General features: G+C 41.1%; 24 protein-coding genes and 1 tRNA gene. 15 read left to right on the top strand and 10 right to left on the bottom strand.

Annotated features, from left to right (window positions below; all coding sequences use genetic code 11):
* Positions 1 to 7: 7 nt before the first annotated feature.
* The 6 genes from aroK to ACPEEM_RS12045 all read right to left on the bottom strand — a co-directional run bounded on the left by aroK (position 8) and on the right by ACPEEM_RS12045 (position 4,456).
* The gene (gene aroK, locus ACPEEM_RS12070) at positions 8 to 535 is read right to left on the bottom strand and encodes a shikimate kinase AroK (RefSeq protein WP_424402272.1); all 528 of its coding nucleotides are present in this window, start codon (positions 533 to 535) and stop codon (positions 8 to 10) included.
* Between the two features lie 242 nt (positions 536 to 777).
* Positions 778 to 2,061: a type IV pilus secretin PilQ gene (locus tag ACPEEM_RS12065; protein ID WP_424408269.1), complete on the bottom strand. Its 1,284-nt coding sequence runs from the start codon at positions 2,059 to 2,061 to the stop codon at positions 778 to 780.
* A 71-nt stretch (positions 2,062 to 2,132) separates the two neighbouring features.
* Positions 2,133 to 2,528: a pilus assembly protein PilP gene (locus ACPEEM_RS12060; RefSeq protein ID WP_424407222.1), complete on the bottom strand. Its 396-nt coding sequence runs from the start codon at positions 2,526 to 2,528 to the stop codon at positions 2,133 to 2,135.
* Entirely contained in the window at positions 2,528 to 3,082 is a 555-nt protein-coding gene (locus ACPEEM_RS12055) for a hypothetical protein (RefSeq protein WP_424407220.1), read from the bottom strand. The genes ACPEEM_RS12060 and ACPEEM_RS12055 overlap by 1 nt, the downstream gene beginning before the upstream one ends.
* A 10-nt stretch (positions 3,083 to 3,092) precedes the next feature.
* On the bottom strand, positions 3,093 to 3,656 hold the full coding sequence (locus ACPEEM_RS12050; protein WP_424407218.1) for a hypothetical protein: 564 nt from the start codon (positions 3,654 to 3,656) through the stop codon (positions 3,093 to 3,095).
* Positions 3,653 to 4,456, bottom strand: coding sequence for a competence protein ComA (locus ACPEEM_RS12045; protein ID WP_424407216.1), 804 nt, complete (start codon positions 4,454 to 4,456; stop codon positions 3,653 to 3,655). The genes ACPEEM_RS12050 and ACPEEM_RS12045 overlap by 4 nt, the downstream gene beginning before the upstream one ends.
* A gap of 139 nt (positions 4,457 to 4,595) precedes the next feature.
* Here ACPEEM_RS12045 and ACPEEM_RS12040 point away from each other — a divergent pair, with 139 nt between their 5' ends.
* Positions 4,596 to 7,175 carry a penicillin-binding protein 1A gene (locus ACPEEM_RS12040; RefSeq protein ID WP_424402266.1) on the top strand — a complete coding sequence of 860 codons (2,580 nt, stop codon included), beginning with the start codon at positions 4,596 to 4,598 and terminating at the stop codon, positions 7,173 to 7,175.
* 33 nt (positions 7,176 to 7,208) lie between these two features.
* Here ACPEEM_RS12040 and ACPEEM_RS12035 read toward each other — a convergent pair whose 3' ends face one another.
* On the bottom strand, positions 7,209 to 8,621 hold the full coding sequence (locus ACPEEM_RS12035) for a PLP-dependent aminotransferase family protein (RefSeq protein WP_424404140.1): 1,413 nt from the start codon (positions 8,619 to 8,621) through the stop codon (positions 7,209 to 7,211).
* Between the two features lie 110 nt (positions 8,622 to 8,731).
* Here ACPEEM_RS12035 and pdxS point away from each other — a divergent pair, with 110 nt between their 5' ends.
* The 4 genes from pdxS (at position 8,732) to gorA (ending at position 12,635) form a co-directional block, all read left to right on the top strand.
* Positions 8,732 to 9,619, top strand: a complete 888-nt coding sequence (gene pdxS, locus ACPEEM_RS12030) for a pyridoxal 5'-phosphate synthase lyase subunit PdxS (protein WP_424402265.1) — start codon at positions 8,732 to 8,734, stop codon at positions 9,617 to 9,619.
* Between the two features lies 1 nt (position 9,620).
* Entirely contained in the window at positions 9,621 to 10,202 is a 582-nt protein-coding gene (gene pdxT / locus ACPEEM_RS12025) for a pyridoxal 5'-phosphate synthase glutaminase subunit PdxT (RefSeq protein ID WP_424402264.1), read from the top strand.
* Between the two features lie 161 nt (positions 10,203 to 10,363).
* Positions 10,364 to 11,209 (top strand): 23S rRNA (adenine(2030)-N(6))-methyltransferase RlmJ, encoded by an 846-nt coding sequence (locus tag ACPEEM_RS12020; protein ID WP_424405279.1) that lies wholly within the window; start codon positions 10,364 to 10,366, stop codon positions 11,207 to 11,209.
* Between the two features lie 70 nt (positions 11,210 to 11,279).
* Positions 11,280 to 12,635, top strand: a complete 1,356-nt coding sequence (gorA, locus tag ACPEEM_RS12015) for a glutathione-disulfide reductase (RefSeq protein ID WP_424402262.1) — start codon at positions 11,280 to 11,282, stop codon at positions 12,633 to 12,635.
* 82 nt (positions 12,636 to 12,717) lie between these two features.
* Here the strand turns inward: gorA and ACPEEM_RS12010 are convergent, their stop codons facing one another.
* From ACPEEM_RS12010 to tsaD, 3 genes are read right to left on the bottom strand one after another with little or no spacing between them, the layout of a single operon-like run.
* A complete protein-coding gene (locus ACPEEM_RS12010; RefSeq protein ID WP_424402261.1) occupies positions 12,718 to 13,296 on the bottom strand; it encodes a thymidine kinase in 579 nt (192 codons plus the stop codon).
* A gap of 1 nt (position 13,297) precedes the next feature.
* On the bottom strand, positions 13,298 to 13,534 hold the full coding sequence (locus tag ACPEEM_RS12005) for a hypothetical protein (RefSeq protein WP_424402260.1): 237 nt from the start codon (positions 13,532 to 13,534) through the stop codon (positions 13,298 to 13,300).
* A gap of 14 nt (positions 13,535 to 13,548) precedes the next feature.
* Positions 13,549 to 14,586 carry a tRNA (adenosine(37)-N6)-threonylcarbamoyltransferase complex transferase subunit TsaD gene (gene tsaD, locus ACPEEM_RS12000; protein ID WP_424402259.1) on the bottom strand — a complete coding sequence of 346 codons (1,038 nt, stop codon included), beginning with the start codon at positions 14,584 to 14,586 and terminating at the stop codon, positions 13,549 to 13,551.
* A gap of 217 nt (positions 14,587 to 14,803) precedes the next feature.
* Between tsaD and rpsU the strand changes: the two genes are divergently transcribed.
* From rpsU to ACPEEM_RS11950, 10 genes are all read left to right on the top strand, one after another.
* Positions 14,804 to 15,019 (top strand): 30S ribosomal protein S21, encoded by a 216-nt coding sequence (gene rpsU, locus ACPEEM_RS11995; RefSeq protein WP_005717672.1) that lies wholly within the window; start codon positions 14,804 to 14,806, stop codon positions 15,017 to 15,019.
* Between the two features lie 118 nt (positions 15,020 to 15,137).
* Positions 15,138 to 16,886, top strand: coding sequence for a DNA primase (gene dnaG / locus ACPEEM_RS11990; protein WP_424408267.1), 1,749 nt, complete (start codon positions 15,138 to 15,140; stop codon positions 16,884 to 16,886).
* Positions 16,887 to 16,961: 75 nt separating this feature from the next.
* Positions 16,962 to 18,836, top strand: coding sequence for an RNA polymerase sigma factor RpoD (gene rpoD, locus ACPEEM_RS11985; protein WP_424405275.1), 1,875 nt, complete (start codon positions 16,962 to 16,964; stop codon positions 18,834 to 18,836).
* Positions 18,837 to 18,976: 140 nt separating this feature from the next.
* Positions 18,977 to 19,053: transfer RNA gene (locus tag ACPEEM_RS11980), tRNA-Ile, on the top strand.
* A gap of 190 nt (positions 19,054 to 19,243) precedes the next feature.
* Positions 19,244 to 20,482 carry a tyrosine-type recombinase/integrase gene (locus tag ACPEEM_RS11975; RefSeq protein WP_424407214.1) on the top strand — a complete coding sequence of 413 codons (1,239 nt, stop codon included), beginning with the start codon at positions 19,244 to 19,246 and terminating at the stop codon, positions 20,480 to 20,482.
* A 310-nt stretch (positions 20,483 to 20,792) separates the two neighbouring features.
* Positions 20,793 to 21,173: a Mor transcription activator family protein gene (locus ACPEEM_RS11970; RefSeq protein WP_424405271.1), complete on the top strand. Its 381-nt coding sequence runs from the start codon at positions 20,793 to 20,795 to the stop codon at positions 21,171 to 21,173.
* A gap of 383 nt (positions 21,174 to 21,556) precedes the next feature.
* Positions 21,557 to 21,745 carry a helix-turn-helix domain-containing protein gene (locus ACPEEM_RS11965; RefSeq protein WP_059246481.1) on the top strand — a complete coding sequence of 63 codons (189 nt, stop codon included), beginning with the start codon at positions 21,557 to 21,559 and terminating at the stop codon, positions 21,743 to 21,745.
* 80 nt (positions 21,746 to 21,825) lie between these two features.
* The gene (locus ACPEEM_RS11960) at positions 21,826 to 22,392 is read left to right on the top strand and encodes a host cell division inhibitor Icd-like protein (RefSeq protein WP_424407212.1); all 567 of its coding nucleotides are present in this window, start codon (positions 21,826 to 21,828) and stop codon (positions 22,390 to 22,392) included.
* Complete coding sequence (locus ACPEEM_RS11955) at positions 22,385 to 22,636, top strand: hypothetical protein (protein ID WP_424407210.1); 252 nt, start codon at positions 22,385 to 22,387, stop codon at positions 22,634 to 22,636. Before ACPEEM_RS11960 ends, ACPEEM_RS11955 begins: the two co-directional genes overlap by 8 nt.
* Entirely contained in the window at positions 22,626 to 24,431 is a 1,806-nt protein-coding gene (locus tag ACPEEM_RS11950; protein WP_424407208.1) for a DNA primase family protein, read from the top strand. The genes ACPEEM_RS11955 and ACPEEM_RS11950 overlap by 11 nt, the downstream gene beginning before the upstream one ends.
* Positions 24,432 to 24,626: the final 195 nt, after the last annotated feature.

The following is a 24,626-nucleotide window of genomic DNA, read 5'->3' as shown; positions in this document are numbered from 1 at the left end:
GTTTTTATTAGCCGTTAATATTATCGATCAAATCCACAATTTGCGTTGCCATCACTTTGGCACTTTGCTCATCGGTTGGTAAAGTAATATCTGCGATTTCTGCATACAGTGGATTACGAACTTTTGCTAAATCTTCAAGCACTTGGCGAGGGTCTTCCACATCTTGTAATAAAGGACGTTTTTTATCACGCTGAGTGCGTTGATATTGTTTTTCCACTGTTGTTTCTAAATAAATCACAATACCACGAGCTGAAAGATAATTACGGCTTTCTTTTGATAATACCGCTCCGCCACCTGTGGAAAGCACAATGCCTTGTCTTTGAGTTAATTCATTAATAATCCGCTCTTCACGCTTACGAAAACCTTCTTCCCCTTCCACATCAAAAATCCAGCTAATATCAGCCCCCGCACGTTGTTCAATTTCAGCGTCGGAATCCACAAAGTCCATATTTAATTGCTGTGCTAATTGTCGACCAATGGTACTTTTACCTGCACCCATCGGCCCGATTAAGAAAATATTACGCTTTTCTGCCATCTCTAGTTTTTCTTCTTTATACTTAACTTATTGATAATTATGATCTTTTATAAAAATAGATAAGCGACCCTAATTGGTCGCAGAAAGATCACCCAAAAAATAATTGAGATTATCGCAATAAATCGCCCTCCTTTTCAACCTTAACGGGCGATTTATTTAGTGATTTCCCAAAGCGAGGGAGAAAGTGCGGTGCTGATTTTGGGTGTTTTATACCCAAATACAAAATAGATTCCCTCTGTCATTCACGACTGACGAGGTTCGGGTTTAATAATGCGAGGGGTAACAAAAATCACTAACTCTCGTTTTTGTTCCCGATCATGTTGTTTACGAAATAAATGCTTAAGCACAGGCACATCGCCTAATACAGGGACTTTATCAATTGCCTTCGTCAAACTTTTATGAAACACCCCACCAAGCACAATGGTTTCCCCGTCTTTTGCAAAGACTTGTGTGTTAATCTCTTGTTTGTCAATGGACACAATTTCACCAGAACCGTAAGCCACGCTGGCACCTGGTGAATTTTGGCTCACCACTAAATCCAGTAAAATCATATTATCTTTCGAAATATGTGGTGTGACATCTAAGCCCAACACCGCCTCTCGAAATTCAATGGATTGGGTTTCATTTTTATTTGAACTGGTCACAACATAAGGAATTTCCGTCCCCTGTTTAATGCTGGCACTTTTCTTGTTTGTGGTCAGTAAGCGAGGACTTGCAATAATTTCCACGTTATTTTCCCGTTCTAATGCGGTCAATTCCAAATCTAATAATCGCCCGTTAATTTTCGCTAACTGCAATGCCAGTGAACCAGCTGGCGTAATGGAAGTGGCGAAATTGACATTCAGATTTTCCCCCACCTGATGAAACCCCTTTGCCTCCAAACTGCCTGCAATTCGGTGAGCGGACTCAGTGGGGTTAAACATGCCCCAACGTACCCCCAATTCTTTTAAACTTTCCTCTGCAATGGTGACAATTCTTGCTTCAATCGCAATTTGCTCAATGGGTTGATCCATTTGTGCAACCAGCGTTTTAATATGCTTTACCGACTGTGGCACATCTCGAATCAGCAATAAGTTACTGCGTTCGTCAAAACTTAAACTGCCTTGTTCCGACAACAAAGAACCTTGTCCAGCAGAAAGCGATTGCATCACGTCTGCCGCTTTAGCAAAATGCAATTTAATGCTCGCCGTCATCAATGCCTTTTCCCCCACATTCCCTTTTTCTTGATGTGGAGCCGTGCTTGCCTCTGGCGAGGTTCGTGGCATCGTCAAATAATGCAATGTCTCTTCTTTTACAAAACGTAACTGCTTTAATTTCGCAACCGCACGAAAGAAATGCTCAAAATCCGTGTCTTGAAGCTGTAAAGATAATGTCCCCGTTAGCTCATCATCAATCATCACATTTTTATTTTGTAACAAGGCGAGCTGTTGTAAGACAGGCACCAAAGGGGCTTGTTTTAAACGAAGGGAAAACCGCCCCGTTTCAGCGTGAATAGTCTCAGGTTGGGGAGTTTGAGCCTGTGGCATAGCGACAAAACTTAGCCAAAATAGACCGCACTTGATACAAAAATGGATCAACCTTCTCATCTTTTCACCTCTTATAATGTCAAAATCACACGCTGGGTCTGTTGGCAATGTTGTGGATTTTCTCGTTTTAACAATTGCACTTCGTGCTGATTAATCAGGGTAATTTCCATTTTTTCTTGTGCTAGCCAATCACCTTTTTGAACCAACACCATCTCTTGTTGCTTATTAATAAAAAACGCTTGCCAACCTTTCGCCTGTTTCAGTAACCCAACCAAAGTGAGCGACTGAAAAGGCACATCATCAAAGAAAACCTGTCCCTCTTGTTGACAACTCGGAGAGGTCGCACGAATTGAAGGGGCTGGGGAAGCAATATCCACTTCACGTTGTCCCTTGTTAAAGGGGTCAGCCAATGCCATGGGGATCAAACTGCATGATAACAAGCATAAAAGTGCGGTCTGTTTTGGCATTATTTTTTCTCCTTAATGGCTGAGGCTTGGCTTCCCCCTTGACGAGGAAGAAATAACAACATTTCGCTAAGCACGCTTCCTTGTGTCATGTCCTCGGCTTGACTGAGCTGTAAGGTCAGCACTTCTAAGTCTGATTGGGTTAGCAGTGCGGTAAAAAACTGTTGAAAATCCTTAAAATCACTTTGAAGATGTAGCCTTAATAAGGGCACTGACTGAAACTGCCATTGTGATGTTTGGATCTGGATCCCTTGTGAGAAAGTGGGAAGCTGTGCATTAATTTGGGCAATTTTTTGTGTTAATTGAGGTGTTAACGCTTGTTCGGCAAAACGTTGTTGTAAACGATGTAAGCGTTGCTGATGTTGAACCAGTAACTGTGCTTGTTCTACTTGTTGTCGCTGAATATGTTCCAATTGCTGAGCCACTTGCCAAAGCGACAAGCATGATGGCAACAAAAATAAAAAACATAACAACAAAAAGATCACCCCATGGAGACGGAAAGATAAGCCAATATAACGTGCAAACATGCTAGTTGGATCCATTAACCCTATACCCATTTTGCCCCCTCTATCGCACTTGAATTTGCCTATCTCGCCATGCAAGTGGCAGGGTGGCAAGATCTGGGGTAAATAAGAGTTTAAACTCAAACCATAATTGTGTTTGTTCTGGCTGGAAATGCACTAATTCCACCTGTTTAAACAAAGGTTGAGTCTCCAAATGATGCTGTAATGCACTAAAATCCTCATGGTTTTCCACATAACCTTTTAGGCTGATCTCATTTTGTTGCACACCAAAAGAAACTAATTCACCTCGCCCTAAGGGTAACGCCAGTAATAATGCACTTAAATGCAAAGCGTGTTGTGAGGCAATGGGAATGAGTTTATCGGTCTTAATTTGCTGTTTTTGTAAGCTGTCGATGTGTTGTTTAATTTCGGTTAACTCACGCAATTTATGCTGTACCGCTGTTTGTGCTTGTTGTAATCGGTCGGTAAGCTGCTGTTGCCAATCTACTAACACATATTTACTCAATAAAAGGGCACACAACATAGCAAGTAAGAAAGCTAACCATTTTTTGCACCGTTGCTGATGCTGTTGTTGTCTCCAAGGTAATAAATTAATGCCATTTTTCATCCCGTCTTCCTCTTTAATGTAGCAAGGGAGTTTTCATTGTCGCCATGACGTTGCCAAAGGGCATTGCCTAAAGGAATAAAGGGATATTGGCTCTGAATTTCTTCCCATTTCGCAGGTAACGGTGCTTTCGATGTGGACGTGAATCGACGGTACACATAAACCTGTGCAGGCACTTGTTCATATTGTTGACAAAATTGTTGATAAAGCTGCCCTAAATTGCCTTGCGATTGTTGCAATACTAGCGTTTGTTGCCCTTGTTCTTGAATGGCTAAACAACCCTGCTCATCTTGATATAAAAAGAGCTCTCCACGTTGTAATGGGCGATCCATCACATAATGAAAGGCTCTTAATAGGGCGTGAACCACCGTGTCTAAGATTTCTACTTTCAAAGGTAAAAAGGTTTGCACATACTGATGGGCGGTTGAACGTTGGATGGCAAAAATATCTAACCTTGATCCTTGTTTTAACGGAACGTAGCAATAATCAAACCATAATTCGGGCAAGGGAATGGGTAAGGCTTGTGCCAGTAAAAAACGGCATTGATTTTCCGCTTCTTGCAAACTTAAATGCTGAGGAAGAATTACGCTTTTCTGCCAGAATTGATGAGGAAAAACCGCACAAACTGGGCAAAGTTTCATGAATCGGTTGGGATAATAAGCCAGAATCTGTTGGGCAATTTGGGCGAAATCCATTTTCGGCAACACAAAATACACAATGCGATCTTGTGGATCAAAACACAATATCTCAAATTGTTCCTTGTTTTTCCAAACGCCCAACTGAATCTTGCTTGCCTTTTCCATGGCGGAATTTTCCCTTCTTTACTGATTTTTACACTTTTTATGCAGTTTTAACTTTGGATTTAGATCCCGAGTCTTTATACTGTGCGGTAATTTTTCATTGTTTTTTATATCCAAGCATTAACTAAGAGAGAATTTTTCGATGCGGATCGCAAAATTAATATTAAGCACGCTACTCACCCTTTTCCTGCTCGGCTGTATTGGTGCTGTTGCCATCTATACCTATCTGAAAGCCGACCTGCCTGATGTAGAAAGCTTAAAAACCGTTGAATTACAACAACCTATGCAAATTTATACTGCGGATGGCAAGTTGATTGGTGAAGTGGGTGAACAACGTCGTATACCTGTCCCTTTGGATCAAATTCCACAACGTATCATTGATGCCGTGCTAGCCACAGAAGATGCCCGTTTTTATCAACACCATGGTGTGGATCCTATTGGGATCGCAAGGGCAATTAAAGTGGCAATTAGCAAAGGTGGGGCGTCACAAGGGGCGAGTACCATTACGCAACAATTAGCCAGAAACTTTTTCTTAACCCCTGAAAAATCCATTGAGCGTAAAGCCAAAGAAGCGGTGCTTGCAATTGAAATTGAGAATACCTTAAGTAAAAACGAAATTTTAGAACTGTATTTAAATAAAATTTACTTAGGTTATCGTTCTTATGGCGTGGCGGCAGCGGCGAAAACCTATTTTGGTAAAGATCTGAATCAACTTACATTATCTGAAATTGCCATTATTGCAGGCTTACCAAAAGCCCCTTCCACCATGAATCCACTTTATTCGATTAAACGTGCGGAAGAACGTCGTAATATCGTCTTGGGGCGAATGCTGACCACCAAATACATTAGCCAAGAAGAATACGATGCGGCAATAAAAGAACCGATTGTGGCTCGTTATCACGGTGCACAAATTGATTTTCGTGCGGATTATGTCACCGAAATGGTACGTCAAGAAATGGTCAGACGTTTTGGTGAAGAAAAAGCCTACACCAGTGGATTTAAGGTTTACACCACGGTGTTATCGAAAGATCAAGAAGCGGCACAAATTGCCCTTCGTCAAAACTTGATTGATTATGATATCCGCCATGGCTATCGTGGTGGTGCACCACTTTGGAAAAAAGAAGAAAAACCTTGGGAACAAGAACGGATTGTGGGCTTTTTGAAAAAATTGCCGAACTCCATGCCGCTTTTCCCTGCAGCCGTGATGAGTGTCAACAAAAACGGGGCTGAATTATTGTTGGCATCGGGTGAAAGCATGACCTTACCACAATCGGCAATGCGTTGGGCAGGAAAAAACCCTGTGAAGGTGGGGGATCAAATTTGGATTCGTCAAAATAACAAAAATGAATGGGTATTAGGGCAAATTCCAGAAGCGAATTCTGCGTTGGTGTCCTTAAACAGTGATAACGGTGCCATTGAAGCCCTTGTGGGAGGATTTAGCTTTGAGCAAAGTAAATTCAACCGTGCCACACAATCGCTAGTGCAAGTCGGCTCCTCAATTAAGCCTTTTATTTATGCCGCCGCATTAGAAAAAGGCTTAACCTTATCCAGTGTCCTACAAGACTCACCATTAGTGGTGCAAAAACCAGGGCAAAAAGCCTGGGCACCGAAAAACTCCCCAAACCGATTTGATGGTCCAATGCGTTTACGTGTGGGACTGGGCTTATCAAAAAACATGATTGCCATTCGTGCGATGCAATTAACGGGGATTGATTACAGTGCGGAATTTTTACAACGCTTTGGGTTTAAACGTGATCAATATTTTGCCAGTGAGGCTCTTGCCTTAGGGGCGGCATCTTTCACCCCACTTGAAATGGCAAGAGGTTATGCGGTCTTTGATAATGGCGGCTTCTTAATTGAGCCTTTCATCATTAACCGAATTTTAGATAACACGGGTAAAGAAATTTTCTTAGCCAACCCAAAAATTGCCTGTATTACCTGTCATGATATTCCTGTAATTTATGGTGAAACAGAAAAATTAGACGGTTTTAAAAACTATGATTTGAGTTTAAGCGACAATCTCAGTACTAGTGATAACGTGCTGAGTGCCAATGAAGAAGAGGCAGAACAAATTGATGTGGTGCCAGATATTCCTGACTTACAACCTCTAGAAAGCAAACAGCTTGATGAAAATAACCTGAATTTTATGGCTGAAGCCAAAACGGAAAATTCGAAAGTCCAATATGCCCCTCGTGTAATTAGCGGTGAACTTGCCTTTTTGATCCGCAGTGCGTTAACTTCCGCCGTTTACGGGGAATCAGGACAAAGCTGGGTCGGCACCAGTTGGCGTATGTCAAAAGAGTTTAAACGTCAAGATCTGGGTGGAAAAACAGGGACAACCAACAATGCCAAAGTTGCTTGGTATGCGGGTTTCGGGGCAAACCTCACCACTGCGGTTTATGTGGGCTTTGATGACAATAAACGCAATCTCGGACGAGGTGAGGCAGGGGCAAAAACTGCTATGCCTGCTTGGATTGCTTACATGAAAAAAGCCTTAGCAGAGATTCCTGAACGTAAACTGGAACTGCCTCCGAATATCATTCAAAAAGCCATCGACAGTCGCTCAGGCTTATTGTCAAATGGTGGAGGAAAAATGGAATACTTTATTAAAGGAACAGAACCTAAACGTACTTACGTGGAAGAACGAGGTTATTATGTGCCACCGAATTTAATCGATGGACAAGGTGCACCTGTTACGGGTGAATACCAAGAATTATTCTAAAATCCACCGCACTTTTCACAAGGCACGAGCTTATCAGTTCGTGCCTTTTTCATGAAACCATGCCTGCAATAAATGCTCAACCCCTTGCTGAATTTGCATTTCGCTTAAATTGCCAAATCCAAGTGAAAAGAGTTTGCGATCCGAGCAAGACACAGGATACACTTTCACACCTTTGGTCAACGCTAATGCTGATAAATCGCTGAGACTGCGTGTTTCCTTCAGCAACTCAATCAACAAATAAAACCCAGAATGCTCGCCATAATAGCTTATCTGATGTCGATAGGGGGCTAATAAGCTACAAAGAAGCTCCATTTTTCGCCGATAAAGTTTCCGCATGCGATTAATATGTTTTTCAAAATCCCCTTGTTGAATAAAGATCGCTAAGCGTTGCTGCTCAAAACGAGAAACCGAACAATTCATAAAACCGCAATATTGCTGATAAAGTGGCACTAAGGATTTTGGCAACACCATAAACGACAAACGTAAAGACGGCATTAACAACTTCGAAAAAGAGCCTAAATAAATGACGCTACCATGTTTGTCTAAACTTTGTAAGGCGGGAATCGGCTTGCCTTTATAACGAAATTCACTGTCGTAATCGTCCTCAATAATATAACGATGAGGCTTTTCTCTTGCCCATTCAAGCAATTGTTGACGCTGTGAAACAGAAAGCACATGACCAAAAGGATATAAATGCGAAGGCGTAACACACGCAATATCAATCGAACTTTCTTGCAAAAAATTCAGATCCAGTTGTTGGCTATTTTGCTTAAGAGGCAATTTGATAATGGTTTTATGATACAGCTTTAATAACTCTTCTAAGGTTTGGTAACCATAACGCTCCATACCATAATGCACAGGGTGTGAGTAAAGATGATCAAATAATAAAATCAGCTGTTGAATCACACTTTCTAAACCTGCACAAATCACAATTTGCTCAATGTCACATTTCACTCCACGAGAAGAAAATAAATAATCACAAATTTCATGCCGTAATTGGCTATCACCTTGCTTTTCCCCTAACCCTAATAAATCCTGATTACGATGTTGAAATAGCCCCTTTCCCGCTTTACGCCAGCTGGCAATGGGAAAACGTTCGGTATCAATATAGTTAGGATTAAAATCAAAATGAATCGGGGTGGGTGCGGATGTCTGCGGTCTTGTTTTTTTCTCTTTTTTTGCCGCAAAAAAGAAAGCAGGTTGAAAACACACAAAAAAACCTCGTCGAGGCAAAGATTCAATATACCCCTCCGCCAAAAGCTGTGCGTAAGCCGCCTCCACCGTATTTTGACTAATTTGCAAATAGTCACACAAACTCCGTTTTGAAGGCAATTTATCCCCTAACCTTAACGCTTGTGCATCAATTAATGATCGGATCTGTTGATAAAGTTGTAAATACAAAGGCGTTTTCAAGCGTTTATCTAATTGATAGTTCATTTTCTTCATCATCTGACCCCATTAAATTTGTTCATTTTGACACTTTTAATCATACCTGAATCAAGGCAAAAATAGCACCCATTCACACACAAAACATCATGATAAAAGGAGACAAATGAATGAATAGCATTTTAGGTTCGGATACGGTCAAAAGAGGTATGGCACAAATGCAAAAAGGCGGCGTCATTATGGATGTCGTGAACGCTGAACAAGCCCGTATTGCTGAAGCAGCTGGTGCAGTGGCAGTTATGGCACTTGAGCGAGTCCCTTCAGATATCCGTGCTGCTGGGGGCGTGGCTCGCATGGCAAACCCTAAAATTGTCAAAGAAGTGATGAATGCGGTTTCGATTCCTGTGATGGCAAAAGCTCGAATTGGGCATATCACCGAAGCCCGTGTATTAGAAGCCATGGGAGTGGATTACATTGATGAAAGTGAAGTGCTGACCCCTGCGGATGATGAATTTCATTTATTAAAAAGTGAATTTACCGTGCCTTTTGTGTGTGGCTGTCGTGATTTAGGCGAAGCCTTACGCCGTATCGGTGAAGGTGCCTCGATGTTACGCACCAAAGGTGAGCCGGGTACAGGAAATATTGTAGAAGCGGTTCGTCATATGCGTAAAGTGAATGCACAACTTCGCAAAGTTGTCGCAATGAGTCATGATGAACTGATGACAGAAGCCAAAAATCTCGGTGCACCTTTTGAATTACTCTTACAAATTAAATCATTAGGCAAATTACCTGTGGTGAATTTTGCCGCAGGCGGTGTCGCCACCCCAGCGGATGCAGCATTAATGATGGAATTAGGGGCTGATGGTGTCTTTGTTGGTTCAGGGATCTTTAAATCTGAGCATCCTGAAAAATTTGCCAAAGCAATCGTTCAAGCCACCACCCATTATCAAGATTACGATTTGATCGCACGTCTTTCTGAAGAATTAGGGGATCCAATGAAAGGGATTGAAATTTCTCGCCTACAACAACATGAAAGAATGCAAGAACGTGGTTGGTAGCATGAAAGATTATTCCCATTTACATATTGGTGTGTTAGCCCTACAAGGTGCAGTGAGCGAACATTTACAACAAATTGAACAGCTGGGTGCCAAAGCCAGTGCCATCAAAACGGTCGCAGAATTGACCGCACTTGATGGCTTGGTCTTGCCGGGCGGGGAAAGTACGGCAATCGGGAAATTAATGCGTCAGTATGGTTTTATCGAAGCGATTCAAGATTTTGCCAAGCAAGGTAAAGGTATTTTTGGTACCTGTGCAGGCATGATTTTATTAGCCAAACAGTTGGAAAACGATCCAACAGTGCACTTAGGCTTAATGGATATTTGTGTCCAACGCAATGCTTTTGGACGACAAGTGGATAGCTTTCAAACCCCACTTGACATTAACGGATTTGATACCCCTTTTCCAGCGGTCTTTATCCGAGCACCTTATATTCAACATTGCGATAATGAACAGGTGCAAACTTTAGCCACCCTTGATGGCAAGATTGTCTTTGCACAACAAAACAAATTATTAGCTTGTGCGTTTCACCCCGAATTAACACCCGACCTCCGTATTATGCAGCACTTTTTAGTGCTGTGTTAAGCGGGTTTGAGGATGTGTCCCCCCACATCCTCTTTTTTAAAACTTTTTCAAAAATCACCGCACTTTGGTGTACAAAAACCTTGAGTGTTGCATCTTTAATGGCACTTCATAAAAAATTCTTTATAATACCCTCTTTATTATTCTTAATTTAAAGGCATATTATGCTGAGTTATCGTCATAGTTTTCATGCAGGCAATCATGCCGATGTGTTAAAACACATTGTGTTAATGCTGATTATCGAAAATCTCCAACAAAAAGAAAAAGGGTTCTATTATTTGGATACCCATTCTGGTGTCGGTCGCTATCGTTTATTCAGTGAAGAAGCCGAGAAAACAGCAGAATTTGAGGAAGGCATTGCACGCCTTTGGGATCGTGATGATTTACCAGAAGATGTTGCACGTTATGTTCAACTCATCAAAAAAATCAATTATGGTGGCAACGCACTTCGTTATTATGCAGGTTCACCACTCATTGCTGCGACAATGTTACGTCCGCAAGATCGTGCGTTATTCACCGAATTGCACCCGAGTGATTTTCCACTCTTACGAAATAATTTTAAAGCATTTGACAACATTACCACTAAACGAGATAACGGCTTTCAACAACTCAAAGCCACCTTGCCACCAAAAGAACGACGTGGATTGATCCTCATCGATCCACCTTACGAATTAAAAGAAGATTATGATTTGGTGGTCAGAGCCATTGAAGAAGGCTATAAACGTTTCGCCACTGGCATTTACGCCATTTGGTATCCCGTTGTGTTACGTCAACAAACGAAACGCATCATGAAAGGATTAGAAAATACGGGTATTCGGAAAATCTTGCAAATCGAACTTGCCGTACGCCCTGATAGCGAACAACGTGGTATGACCGCAAGTGGCATGGTTGTCATTAACCCACCTTGGACCTTAGAAGCCCAAATGAAACAACTATTACCTTATTTAACCCAAACATTGGTGCCTGAAGGCACAGGAAGTTGGTCGGTAAAATGGATTACACCAGAATAACGTTCCTCATCACCCATCTGCTTGGGTAAAATAACACACCATCAATACTTCGTTCAAAAGGAAGACAACAATGACAAAACATTATGATTATATTGCAATTGGTGGCGGAAGTGGCGGTATTGCTTCCATCAACCGTGCGGCAAGCTATGGCAAAAAATGTGCCATTATTGAAGCCAAAGCCCTAGGTGGAACCTGTGTGAATGTGGGCTGTGTGCCGAAAAAAGTGATGTGGCATGGGGCACAAATTGCCGAAGCCATTCACCTTTACGCCCCAGATTATGGGTTTGATGTTCAAGTTAATCAATTTGATTTCGCAAAACTGGTAGAAAGTCGCCAAGCCTATATTAGCCGTATTCATACGTCTTATAACAATGTGCTTGCTAAAAATCATGTGGACGTAATTCAAGGGTTTGCAAAATTTGTCAATGCACACACGGTGGAAGTGAACGGGGAACAAATTACCGCTGATCATATTCTGATTGCCACTGGGGGAAAACCAAGCCGTCCCGCCATTCTAGGTGCAGAATACGGCATTGATTCTGATGGTGTGTTTGCCTTAAATGCCTTACCTAAACGTGTTGCTGTGGTGGGAGCAGGTTACATTGCCGTTGAGCTGGCTGGTGTGATGAATAGTTTTGGTGTTGAAACGCACTTATTTGTCCGTCAACACGCCCCTTTGCGTAATTTTGATCCTTTAATCGTGGAAACCTTATTAGAAGTTATCCAGCAAGATGGTATTCAATTACACACGCATGCAATTCCAAAAGAAGTGATCAAAAATGCAGATGGCTCACTGACCATTCAATTAGAAGATGGTCGCAGCCAAGAGGTGGATTGTTTAATTTGGGCAATTGGTCGCCAACCTGCCACCGACAACATTAATCTTGAGGCGGTGGGCGTAAAAACCAATGAACGTGGTTTTATTAAAGTCGATAAATATCAAAACACCAATGTCAAAGGCATTTATGCTGTGGGCGATATTATTGAAGGCGGGATCGAACTTACCCCCGTTGCTGTTGCCGCAGGTCGTCGTCTGTCTGAGCGTTTATTTAACAATAAACCTAACGAGCATTTAGATTATAATCTGGTGCCTACCGTGGTATTCAGCCACCCACCTATTGGCACCATTGGTTTAACAGAACCGAAAGCCATTGAACAATACGGTGCAGACAATGTGAAAGTGTATAAATCCTCTTTCACGCCGATGTACAGTGCGGTTACACAACATCGTCAGCCTTGCCGTATGAAATTGGTGTGTGTGGGCAAAGAAGAAAAAATTGTCGGCTTACACGGCATTGGTTTTGGGGTCGATGAAATGATCCAAGGCTTTGCTGTGGCAATCAAAATGGGGGCGACTAAAGCCGATTTCGACAACACGGTGGCCATTCACCCAACAGGGTCTGAAGAATTTGTCACAATGCGTTAATCACAACAAAAAAGGCGGAAATCACTTCCGCCTTTTGATGGTAAAACAGTTAAAAAATTAACCGCACTTTTCTCAGCTCGACTTAACAGGCCATCTTCTCTTTATAATGTCGGCGACACACAGACATATAACGGTCATTCCCACCAATTTGAATTTGTGCCCCATCACGCACAACCTCGCCATTTTCATTTAAGCGTAAGACAAAGTTGGCTTTACGTCCGCAATAACAAATGGTTTTCAGCTCTTCTAACTGATCTGCCCAAGCAAGCAAATATTGACTGCCCTCAAATAATTCTGCTTGGAAATCCGTGCGTAAGCCATAACACAACACGGGAATATGCAATTTGTCCACCACCTCACTGAGTTGATACACCTGCTGCTTGGTGAGAAATTGGGCTTCGTCCACTAAAATGCAATGTAACGTTTGCTGTGTAAGATGCTGTTCAATTTCCGCCAACAGATCACTGTCTTTATGGAAAAGCTGGGCATCTTGGCTAATGCCAATTCGAGAGGTTACTTTTCCCACACCAAAGCGGTTATCAATGGCTGCCGTATAAACCAAGGTATTCATATCACGCTCTTGATAGTTATAAGAAGATTGTAATAAGGTTGTCGATTTTCCCGCATTCATTGTGGAATAATAAAAATAAAGCTTTGCCATGTTATTTTAATACCCATTTCCAAAAATAATAAAAAAGGCATCCCACTAATGGAGGTAAGGCGGCCAACATCAAAATACCAAAGGTCGTGCCACCACCCACCCATGAGCCCGCTAAGGTTAAATAATCAATTAATGCTTCTGTGGGTAACATTAATACCCACACTGCAATCACAATTAACATTAATACACAACCGATGCCTCCTACATGCATGGCTTTGGTTCTTAGCTGTTCATTCATGGTGGTTTCCTTTTTTAACCTTCCCTTATTGCTGTCAATGCCGTCATTGCCCAACGTGGCTTGACTTGAATCGCAAGGGGGGCTTGTTCGCCCTGTTTTAAACGTAAAAAACCTGTGTAAGCAATCATTGCACCATTATCGGTACAAAATTGCGGTTTAGGGTAAAACACTTCTCCATTTAATTCTTGCATTAATTGAGCTAAATCGTGTCGAAGCTGTGTATTCGCACTGACTCCGCCTGCAATCACTAACCGTGTAAATCCTGTTTCGTTTAATGCTCGACGACATTTAATCGCTAAGGTTTCCACAACCGCTTGTTGGAAAGCATAAGCAATATCGGCTTTAGTTTGTTCCGTTAATTGACCTTCTTCTTTGATGGCTTGTGCAATGGTATTGGCAGCAAAGGTTTTTAACCCTGAAAAACTAAACTCTAACCCAGGGCGATCTGTCATCGGACGAGGAAATTTAAAACGTGTAGGATTCCCTTTCTGTGCTAAACGTGCCAATGCTGCCCCACCTGGGTAATCTAACCCTAATAATTTAGCCGTTTTATCAAAGGCTTCGCCTGCTGCATCATCAATGGATTCACCAAGTAATTCATAACGCCCGACACCATCAACCCGTACTAATTGGGTATGCCCCCCTGAAACTAACAACGCCACAAAAGGAAATGCCGGTGGATTGTCTTCTAACATGGGAGCAAGCAAATGCCCTTCCATGTGATGAACACCAATGGCTGGCACATTCCACGCATAGGCTAAAGATCTTGCGATGGTGGATCCCACTAATAATGCCCCCACCAATCCCGGTCCTGAAGTATATGCTACCCCGTCAATCTCTTCAGGTTTTAAGTTTGCCTCTGCCAATGCCGCTTGGATCAACGGGGCTGTTTTTCGGATATGATCCCGAGAGGCTAATTCAGGGACAACCCCACCGTAATCCGCATGTAATGCAATTTGAGTATAAAGTTGGTTCGCAATTAAGCCTTTTTCTTCATCATAAATCGCAACACCCGTTTCATCACAAGATGTTTCAATGCCTAATACTCGCATTTTTTGTTCCTTTCCAATCTCAATTGAGGCAAGATTTTACCCTGTTTATCCTGCTTTAACCAGTTTGAGCAGGCATTTTTACACAAAAGATCAAACTTCCCTTTGCTTTTAAGTGAAAAGTAGATTAAAATTGCGACCTTTATTGAATAAGCCGTTTATTCCAAACGGTAAAATAAATTAGCAATTGCAAAATTAATTCCATTGAGGTGATTGGCTTATGCCTGTAATTAAAGTACGTGAAAACGAATCATTTGACGTTGCATTACGTCGTTTTAAACGCTCTTGCGAAAAAGCTGGTATCTTAGCAGAAGTTCGCAGCCGTGAATTCTACGAGAAACCAACAACTATCCGTAAACGCGAAAACGCAACTCGTGCTAAACGTCATGCTAAACGTGTAGCTCGTGAAAATGCACGTAATACACGTTTATACTAATACTAAATAAAGTATTTTTAACTCGAGTTATATAAAACCGTGAAACCGATGGGTATCACGGTTTTGTTTCATTGGATCGGCTCCACTTTTTCTCTCTAACTTTAAGGGCATACACTTGATGAAAGGCTCAATTCCACGCTCATTTATTGATGATCTGTTAGCGAAAACAGATATCGTGGAGCTTATCAATTCAAGAGTGAAGCTAAAAAAAGCAGGACGAGATTATCAAGCGTGCTGTCCATTTCATCACGAAAAAACCCCTTCTTTTACCGTTAGTCAAAAAAAACAGTTTTACCATTGCTTTGGCTGTGGTGCACATGGCAATGCGATTTCGTTTTTAATGGAATACGACAAATTAGAGTTTATCGAAGCCATCGAAGAACTGGCTGGTATGCTGGGTTTAGAAATTCCTCGTGAAAATACACCGCACTTTCATGGCAAACAAATCAATTTCCAAACCAAACGCAATTTATATGAATTGATGCAAGACATTGCACAATTCTATCAACAGCAATTAAACCAACATATTCCCGCACAAAGCTATTTGCAACAACGTGGCTTATCAGCGGATGTGATAAGTCGTTTTCAAATTGGTTTTGCACCCAATCGTTTTGATACGGTTTTACAACGTTTTGGACAACAAACCGATGATCAAGAAAAGCTCTTCGATTTAGGAATGCTTTCTCGGAATGAACAAGGCAAGATCTACGATCGTTTCCGTCATCGAATCATGTTTCCAATTCGGGATCGCCGAGGCAGAACCATTGCCTTTGGTGGTCGAGTATTAGGTGATGAAAAACCGAAATATTTAAACTCTCCAGAAAGTGCCACATACCATAAAGGCAACGAACTCTATGGGTTATACGAAGCCCTACAAGCGAATGAATCTCCCGAGATGCTCTTAGTTGTCGAAGGGTATATGGATGTGGTGGCATTGGCACAATTTGGGGTAGATTATGCCGTTGCTTCCTTAGGCACTGCCACCACCGCAGAGCAAATTCAACTGCTGTTTCGTTGTACCGAACAAGCTATTTGTTGCTATGACGGTGATCGTGCGGGACGAGAAGCCGCTTGGCGAGCTTTTGAAAATGCCTTACCACTTCTTGAAGATGGCAGACAATTAAAATTTATTTTCTTACCCGATGGTGAAGATCCTGATTCGTTCATTCGCCAACACGGTAAAGCTGGCTTTGAAGACTATATTCAACATGCTCATTCACTGAGTGAGTTTTTATTTTCAAGCCTTGCACCACAAGTGGATTTTTCCACCAAAGAGGGAAAAAGCAAATTGGCGGCATTAGCCGTTCCCTTGATAAATCAGATCCCAGGCGAGATGTTACGCCTCTCATTACGTAACACCTTGGCACAAAAATTGGGGATCTTGGATCAAACTCAATTAGAAAGTTTGATCCCAAAACATGTAGAAAACCCAAATCACACACAGCCACAAACTGTAAAAAGAACGCCAATGCGTTTACTGATTGCATTGTTATTGCAAAATCCAGAGTTAGCCCAGCTCGTGCCAAATCTTGCACCACTGCGAGCATTAAATGAATCTGGATTAGATTTATTCGAAAAATTGACCGCACTTTGCCAACAAAAAGTCGGGATTACCACAGGACAAATACTGGAATATTGGCGAGATAGCGAACATAGTAAAGCCCTTGAAATTTTAGCAATGTGGGATCATTTAATCGAAGACAGTCAAATTGAAAATGCATTTAAAGCCACGCTACGCCACTTTTATTTTCAATTAGTGGAGCGTGAAATTGACTCACTTATTGCAAAAGATCGCAGTGAAGGATTAAGCGAGAGTGAGCGACAAAAGCTGGCTCAATTATTACTGAAAAAACAACAAAAGGCATAGTTAATCTACGATAACAATGATAAAATTAATCGTATTTTATCTCCATAACTACTCAATCAAGGCGGATATTACATTATGGATCAAAATCCACAATCTCAATTGAAATTGTTAATCGCACAAGGCAAAGAGCAAGGCTATCTGACGTATGCGGAAGTTAACGATCATCTTCCAGAAGAACTCGTAGATGCAGAACAAATTGAAGATATTATTCAGATGATCAACGACATGGGGATTCAAGTGCTTGAAACCGCCCCAGATGCCGATGATCTTATGCTGAGCGAAACCATCACGGATGAAGATGCTGTTGAAGAAGCCACCCAAGTGTTATCCAGTGTGGAAGCTGAAATTGGACGCACCACAGACCCTGTGCGTATGTATATGCGTGAAATGGGCAGTGTTGAACTTCTTACACGAGAAGGTGAGATCGATATCGCTAAACGTATTGAAGAAGGGATTAACGAAGTACAAACTGCGGTTGCATTCTATCCAGAAGCACTCAACTACTTACTGGATCAATATAGTTTAGTGGAAGAAGGTGGCGTACGCCTCGCCGATTTGATCACAGGCTTTGTGGATCCGAATGCAGTCACCGAAGAAGCTGTTGCAGAAATTGATGAATCTTTCGATGATGATGAAGACTCAGACAGTGTTGTCGCCACTGAAATTGACGATGATGACGAAGAAGAGGAAGAAGAAAGCGAAGGAGAAAGCTCATCCGATGATAGCGATTCTGATAACTCTATCGATCCAGAAGTGGCACGCGAAAAATTCCTTGAACTGAGACTACAACATCAAAAAACCCTTGAAACGATCGAAAAGCATGGTAGAACCAGCAAAAAATCCAAAGATCAAATTCAAGCGTTAGCCGATGTTTTCACTCAATTCCGCCTCGTACCAAAACAATTTGATACTCTTGTCAACCTCATGAGTGGCATTATGAAATCCATTCGTTTACAAGAGCGTAGCATTCAAAAAATTGTGGTCGATAAAGCCAAAATGCCAAAAGAGCAATTCCAAAAACTCTTTATTGGACATGAAAATAAAGATACTTGGCTAGTGAAAGCCCTTTCTTCTGGTAAAACATGGTCTGAAAAATTAGCTCGCCATGAAGAAGAAATCCGGACCTTAATTGATAATATTCTTGAAATTGAACGCCAAACCAATTTAAGCGTACAACAGATTCGAGAAGTTTGCGAACGTATTTCTGCGGGTGAATTAAAAGCACGTCGAGCTAAAAAAGAAATGGTTGAAGCAAACTTACGTCTTGTGATTTCCATTGCGAAAAAATACACCAACCGTGGTTTACAATTCTTAGATTTAATCCAAGAAGGTAACATCGGCTTAATGAAAGCGGTAGATAAATTTGAATACCGTCGTGGTTACAAATTCTCCACTTATGCGACATGGTGGATTCGTCAAGCCATCACACGTTCGATTGCGGATCAAGCCAGAACCATCCGTATTCCTGTGCATATGATTGAAACCATCAATAAATTAAACCGCATTTCACGTCAAATGCTACAAGAAATGGGGCGTGAAGCCTCCCCAGAAGAATTAGCAGAACGTATGGGCATGCCAGAAGATAAAATCCGCAAAGTGTTGAAAATTGCCAAAGAACCGATTTCTATGGAAACCCCAATTGGTGATGACGATGACTCACATTTAGGTGATTTTATTGAGGATTCAACCCTTGAATTACCATTAGACTCTGCCACAGCACAAAGCTTAAAAGTGGCAACACATGAAGTCTTAGAAGGTTTAACACCACGTGAAGCAAAAGTCTTACGTATGCGTTTTGGTATTGATATGAACACCGACCATACGTTAGAAGAAGTGGGTAAACAATTTGACGTCACTCGTGAACGTATTCGCCAAATTGAAGCCAAAGCATTGCGTAAATTACGTCATCCAAGCCGTTCTGAAACCTTACGTAGTTTCTTAGACGAATAAAGTGCATATGACGTTATAAAAAAGAAAGGACCGTTACATTGTTAACGGTCTTTTTGTTTAAATTTAAAACAGATAAAAGTTATCACCTAGACTTTAGAACAATATTTCTCTATAATCGACAAGTTTTTACATTCCTGATCGCCCCCATAGCTCAGTCGGTCAGAGCAGTCGACTCATAATCGATTGGTCACAGGTTCAAGTCCTGTTGGGGGCACCACCTTTCTAATTCATTCTGCTTTATTCTGATTTGCACCCGCCTAAATTGCTTTAAAAATCAATGATTTTAAACCCTTTTATAGTGTATTCTGCTTTATTCTGATGTATTTTGATTTTGCTTTTTAGTACCTAATATAGTACCCTTAGCCAAAATTACATACTTTCTGGGTACTAAAACAAGGGTATTTTTTATGGCTAGAATTGCAAAATCATTGATAAATACACAAGTAGAACGGGCAAAATATACGCCCAATGGCAAAAATGAATTGAACGACGGAAAGGGGCTATTTCTCCAATTGTACCCAACAGGGGCGAAAAAGTGGCGTTATCGTTATGACAGACCAATCAGCAAAGCCCGCACAAAATTAACCATAGGCGAATACCCTGCAATCACCCTAGCACAAGCACGAGCTAAGCGAGATGAATACCAAGCCTTATTAGCACAAGGCATAGACCCACAAGAACACGCCAAAGCCGAACAGCAAGCCCAACAGTTAAAATTAGAAAACACGTTCTACAAATGGGCTGAACGCTGGAAAGAGAATAAAAGTAAAAAAGTAGAACCTGAAACTATCAAAAAGAACTGGCGTAGGCTTGAGATGTATATCCTTGATTCATTGGGGCAAATGCCTATTGATAAGATCCTCCCACCTGTTTTAATTGAAACCCTAAAACCGCTGGAGGCAATGAAAGACCGCAGGACAGGCACCGCCGACAGCGACACCTTAAAACGCGTTATCCGCTTAACTAACGAAATATTAACCTATGCAATGAATGCAGGAGCACTGCCTTTTAATCCCTGCTTAAGCGTGAAAGATATTTATAACTTTGCACAGCCTGAAAGCCATCCGCACATTGAGCCCGAAGAGCTCCCCTTGCTATTGGCAGATATAGACAATTCCAAAGCACAGCCACGCACAAGAGATTTAATTTTATTTCAGCTTTTAACAATGGTTCGCCCTGCAGAAGCAAGCAATGCAGAATGGGCGGAGTTTAATTTAACCGAAAGAGTGTGGACTATTCCAGCCAGTAAAATGAAAATGCGTTCTCCGCATAAAGTCCCGCTTTCTAACCAGGTCATTGACTTGCTCCAACGCTTGCAAGCTCAAACAGGGCACCGTCAATTTTTGTTTTTAAGCAGAAATAAAACTAATGAGCCAATGAACCCGCAGACCGTGAATAAGGCTTTTGTGGATATGGGGTACAAAGGCAAGCAGGATGCACACGGCTTGCGAAGTATTGGCCGAACCTATTTAGGCAACAAACGCATAGATTTTGAAGTAGCGGAAATGTGCTTATCACACAAAAAAGGCGACAGCACCAGCAAGGCGTACGATAAAGCCGACTTTTTCGAGCAACGTATCCCCGCTATGCAACTATGGGCGGACTTTGTCGAACAATCCGCACAAGGTACAAGCCTATTAAAATAATCCACCAGCAACCAACAGGGCGAGCAATCGCCCTATTTTTTTGCCCACATTTCCCCCTATCATTTTTTATGGAACTTTTTATAAATTTTTCCCACTTATCCACTTAGCTAATATCTTTTTATACTTAACATATTAAAAAATAAAGAAAAATAACAAATAAAAAGTAAGTGGGAAACAAGTGGAATTTAAGTGGGAAAGTGAAATTGAGTGGAAAATATAGGTTAATTTATGTTTGAAACTCCACAAACTAACAAAATATTTTTTTCCTGTATCTTGTCTGATATACCACAGACAAAAAGGAATAATAAAAATGAACCAAAGCACGCACCAACTAGATAATGCACCACAAAATGAAGTTGCAACAAAATGGCCATCTTTATTAGGTGAAATGCTCGACGTAGTAAAAAGCGAATTATTAGCACAAGGGATGACTTCTAATGAGGCTATGGAGCAATCTAAAAAAATCATTTTTGCCATTTCTAGCTATTTTGGCGGGCAGTCTGTTTATTTACCAACTGGCACCATTTTGAAAAAAGCCTTACGAAATTATGAGATCTTTAATAACTTCAAAGGCGATAACATTAAAGAGCTAATTAGAAAATATCAATTAAGTGAGAGTCAGATTTATTCAATTTTGCGAGAACAACGCCAACTCCAAAGAAAACGTAATGATGAGGCTGCATTGCATTAACAATAAAAGGCTATTTTTTAAGCAAACAGACTTTTTTTATTTAAAATTTTTATGCTTGAAAAATAGCCATTCAATTTTTAAATGATGTTTAAACAGTGTTTAAAAATTTTTAAACGATTTTAAAACTTTAAAAAAGTGACAAAAAACTAACAATTTTAGTCACTTTTTTATCATTTTTAAAACACGATAGCGACCAGTTAAACGAAGTTAAAAACAAATCCCCCTTTTTAAACAACTTTTAAAAACATTTCCCATTTTTAATGGTTAACTCACCAAAATTGCGAAATTCTCCGAAGATGTGAGCATATTGACGACATTTACAAGATTTTATAGCCTATTTATACACGTTCAACATAACCCAAAATAAACGAGGATAATCAACCATGCACCAACAACCACAAAACACAGATAAACATTATACCGTTCGTGAAATGTTCGAACTTTACGGGGTATCCCGTAGCAAATTAGACCGTTTGGCGAGAGAGGGAAAAATTAAAAAAACCAAGTTTGGAAGTAGCACCCTATTTAGTGCTCAAGAAGTACAACGTTATTTAGCGAGCGTGAACCAATGAAAGGGAAAATAAGCGGGGCATTTCAATGCGCCAACATTGGAAACGCCCCTTATCACCATTTAAGCCGACAAGCAAAAACAATGATTGAGATGATTTTAACAAAAATAACCAAAAAAGACTTTACAAAGTGCGGTCAATTTTGGCATCATTCAACCGTTAGTGCAAAATCACTAGCCGAGCCTGAGAACTCGAACGACTTACACATGGCGAACAGTAGCACGCCTTTTAACCGTGCTTTTTTTGTTCGTAGCTTACGCACACCCCAAGAACGCCCAGAGCCCCTAGAGGGTCTAGAGCGTCATTCAATGGTAGCGTGTAGCGGGAAAGGTTTCGCCCTTTGCTGTGTTCCATGTGTCGCAGTTTCTCAGCCCGTTGCACGTTACCGCCCAAAGCCTGAGAACTTCCAAGCGGTAACCTCTCTTAAATGTTTACACATGGGGCTAATCGCTATGATTTACCAATTCTTAGGCGTATCACGCCAACACTATGACCGCACCAAAGCGGAACAAATCCGTATCCAAGCCGACAATGAACAACAAGCCCGTGCATACCTTGCCCGCCATTATGTGCTGATTTTGTTAGGTCGCTTACCAAACTCCGCCAAAAATGACCGCACTTTAGTGATTCAAGGGGGGATTTATGCGTAAAGATGAGCTAATCGAACTGGCACAGGCTATTGAGTTTAACCAATCCGCCATTAATTATATTCCCGAATTAATCAAAGCTATCGTGCTAGGGGAAGAAACCCGCTTAAAAAACGACAAAGATGATTTAGTTTGGCTAATGCACGCCTTTGGCGACTTAATCGCCCCAGCGATAGTTAAACAAAATGAAGCTATTCAAAGCCTAGTTTGTGAGTTGAAGGAAAAAGGAGCGGGGAATGAAAATTAAACTCAAAAATGCCCCGCACTTAGCCGAGCAACCGCTAGCCCCGTTTGAAGATATGATACTTCTTGCTGGTGGCAAAGCGTGGCAAGCGTGGAACAAAGGAAAAGGGGAAGAATGGCGTTTACTTTGCCAAGCACTCCAACATTCAGCCACGCAAAAGCCCGTGATTTTAGGCGAAAGCCAGCTTAAAGAAATCCAAGCCTTAAAACTGGCAGAACCCTCCCAGCAATTTATTAAAATAGCGATTTTTGGCAAGTTATCCGAACAATATAAAACCGCTATTTGCTTGAACCTAGCCAAAAACACACAAGCCAGCACAGTGCAATTTATTAATAACATTGGCGAGCTGGTGGAAGATGTGAGCGGTTATATCCAACGCTTGCGAGAAGATGAAAGCACCGCCCAGCAAGCGGAAACAATCGCCCCCAAAGCGAAAATTAAGCTAGATTTTGAAACAGAAAAACCAACGCAACCCGAAATTGCAGAGGCGTTTTTATCTTGGGCAGAGCAACCTATAAGGCAAGAAGAAGGAACGCAGAGAATTTACCAATATAACGGCTTATATTGGCAAACTTTATCAGAGCAAAGTTTAATACAAAAAATAATGATGTTTTTTGATGCCCAAAACTACCGCAAATACACCGCAAGAAGCCTAAAAGCAATGGCTGATTTGGTCGGAATCAAGGCGGAAAAAATGCCAAACTCAAATCAAGATTTAATAGGCTTTCAAAATGGCGTATTAAACAAAAAAACAGGGGAACTTTTACCGCACAATATCAACCATTATTTGCGTGCAATAGAAAACTTTAATTGCTCAACACAAAATAAAAATACGCCTCACTTTGATGATTGGATTGACTTTGTGAGCAATGGCAACCAAAACAAACGCAACGCTATTTTAGCAGGGCTTTATATGGTGCTCACTAATCGCCACGAATGGGGGCTATTTTTAGAGGCGACAGGCGTAGGCGGTGCAGGAAAATCTGTATTTAGTCAAATCGCCTCAATTATTAATGGTGGTGGCAATACCGCCTATATTAGCCTACAAGAATTAGAAATTGACCGAAAAAGGGCAATGTTGATAGGGAAAAGCCTTGCTATATCCCCAGACCAAAAGCCCTACAAAGGAAGTGCGGACGAATTAAAGGCTATTACAGGTGGAGAGAAAATTTCAGTAAAATTGGTTTATGTAAATGATTTTAATATAAAACTAGATATTGTTTTTATGCTAGTAACAAACTACCCTTTAGGCTTTACCGACCGCCACGGAGGCATAGGACGTAGACGAATTATTATTCCTTTTGACCGTGCAATTCCCAAAGAGAAAAAGGACGTGTATTTTATTAAGAAAGTACAGGCGGAAGTCTATGGCATAGTCAATAAATTATTAGCCTTATTCCCTAATCCTGACAACGCTAGGGTAATTTTAGAGGAATATAGAGATCTCAATGAGGGAAAAAGCATTAAACGAGAGGCTAATCACCTGATTGATTTTTTAGGGCACTTTGAACTCAAGGAAGAACGAAAAGGAGCGTTAAGAGTAGGTAGCGCCCGCAGCAACGTATTAAATCAGGCAAATATAGTTTCTAATGATACGCTTTATTCAGCCTATTTATTTTATTGCCAATGCCACAATATTAACCAACTTAACGTATTAAGTTTTAAAAGTGCACTTTCAGACGCATTTAAAGAGGCAGGGGAGAAAATCCCTTATAGTGAAAAAATGTATAACGGATACCCAACAACTAACGCCTATTGGAAAGATAGGGATCTTTCTATTAGACAATGGGAGGGGTAACCCAAAACAAACCACAGGGCGAGCAATCGCCCTATTTTTTTGCCTAAAAACACACAAAAAGTACAAATCCACTTAAAAAAGTGGGATCAAACTTTAGTGATAAACAAGCACAAACCCTTGTCCCACAAGGCTCCAGCGATTTAAGTGGATAAGTGGATTTTTTTTCGAAAAACTTTTCTTTTTAACTTTTTTGTT

Source organism: Pasteurella pantherarum (assembly GCF_049670885.1).
GTDB lineage: Bacteria > Pseudomonadota > Gammaproteobacteria > Enterobacterales > Pasteurellaceae > Pasteurella.
Note: the sequence above shows the minus strand (reverse complement) of the source record. Positions and strands in the feature narration are given on the sequence as shown.

Bases quoted from the DNA above. Each gene is read 5' to 3' on its own strand.
- aroK (WP_424402272.1), bottom strand. From the start codon at position 535: ATGGCAGAAAAGCGTAATATTTTCTTAATCGGGCCGATGGGTGCAGGT.
- ACPEEM_RS12065 (WP_424408269.1), bottom strand. From the start codon at position 2,061: ATGCCACAGGCTCAAACTCCCCAACCTGAGACTATTCACGCTGAAACG.
- ACPEEM_RS12060 (WP_424407222.1), bottom strand. From the start codon at position 2,528: ATGCCAAAACAGACCGCACTTTTATGCTTGTTATCATGCAGTTTGATC.
- ACPEEM_RS12055 (WP_424407220.1), bottom strand. From the start codon at position 3,082: ATGGGTATAGGGTTAATGGATCCAACTAGCATGTTTGCACGTTATATT.
- ACPEEM_RS12050 (WP_424407218.1), bottom strand. From the start codon at position 3,656: ATGAAAAATGGCATTAATTTATTACCTTGGAGACAACAACAGCATCAG.
- ACPEEM_RS12045 (WP_424407216.1), bottom strand. From the start codon at position 4,456: ATGGAAAAGGCAAGCAAGATTCAGTTGGGCGTTTGGAAAAACAAGGAA.
- ACPEEM_RS12040 (WP_424402266.1), top strand. From the start codon at position 4,596: ATGCGGATCGCAAAATTAATATTAAGCACGCTACTCACCCTTTTCCTG.
- ACPEEM_RS12035 (WP_424404140.1), bottom strand. From the start codon at position 8,621: ATGAAGAAAATGAACTATCAATTAGATAAACGCTTGAAAACGCCTTTG.
- pdxS (WP_424402265.1), top strand. From the start codon at position 8,732: ATGAATAGCATTTTAGGTTCGGATACGGTCAAAAGAGGTATGGCACAA.
- pdxT (WP_424402264.1), top strand. From the start codon at position 9,621: ATGAAAGATTATTCCCATTTACATATTGGTGTGTTAGCCCTACAAGGT.
- ACPEEM_RS12020 (WP_424405279.1), top strand. From the start codon at position 10,364: ATGCTGAGTTATCGTCATAGTTTTCATGCAGGCAATCATGCCGATGTG.
- gorA (WP_424402262.1), top strand. From the start codon at position 11,280: ATGACAAAACATTATGATTATATTGCAATTGGTGGCGGAAGTGGCGGT.
- ACPEEM_RS12010 (WP_424402261.1), bottom strand. From the start codon at position 13,296: ATGGCAAAGCTTTATTTTTATTATTCCACAATGAATGCGGGAAAATCG.
- ACPEEM_RS12005 (WP_424402260.1), bottom strand. From the start codon at position 13,534: ATGAATGAACAGCTAAGAACCAAAGCCATGCATGTAGGAGGCATCGGT.
- tsaD (WP_424402259.1), bottom strand. From the start codon at position 14,586: ATGCGAGTATTAGGCATTGAAACATCTTGTGATGAAACGGGTGTTGCG.
- rpsU (WP_005717672.1), top strand. From the start codon at position 14,804: ATGCCTGTAATTAAAGTACGTGAAAACGAATCATTTGACGTTGCATTA.
- dnaG (WP_424408267.1), top strand. From the start codon at position 15,138: ATGAAAGGCTCAATTCCACGCTCATTTATTGATGATCTGTTAGCGAAA.
- rpoD (WP_424405275.1), top strand. From the start codon at position 16,962: ATGGATCAAAATCCACAATCTCAATTGAAATTGTTAATCGCACAAGGC.
- ACPEEM_RS11975 (WP_424407214.1), top strand. From the start codon at position 19,244: ATGGCTAGAATTGCAAAATCATTGATAAATACACAAGTAGAACGGGCA.
- ACPEEM_RS11970 (WP_424405271.1), top strand. From the start codon at position 20,793: ATGAACCAAAGCACGCACCAACTAGATAATGCACCACAAAATGAAGTT.
- ACPEEM_RS11965 (WP_059246481.1), top strand. From the start codon at position 21,557: ATGCACCAACAACCACAAAACACAGATAAACATTATACCGTTCGTGAA.
- ACPEEM_RS11960 (WP_424407212.1), top strand. From the start codon at position 21,826: ATGATTGAGATGATTTTAACAAAAATAACCAAAAAAGACTTTACAAAG.
- ACPEEM_RS11955 (WP_424407210.1), top strand. From the start codon at position 22,385: ATGCGTAAAGATGAGCTAATCGAACTGGCACAGGCTATTGAGTTTAAC.
- ACPEEM_RS11950 (WP_424407208.1), top strand. From the start codon at position 22,626: ATGAAAATTAAACTCAAAAATGCCCCGCACTTAGCCGAGCAACCGCTA.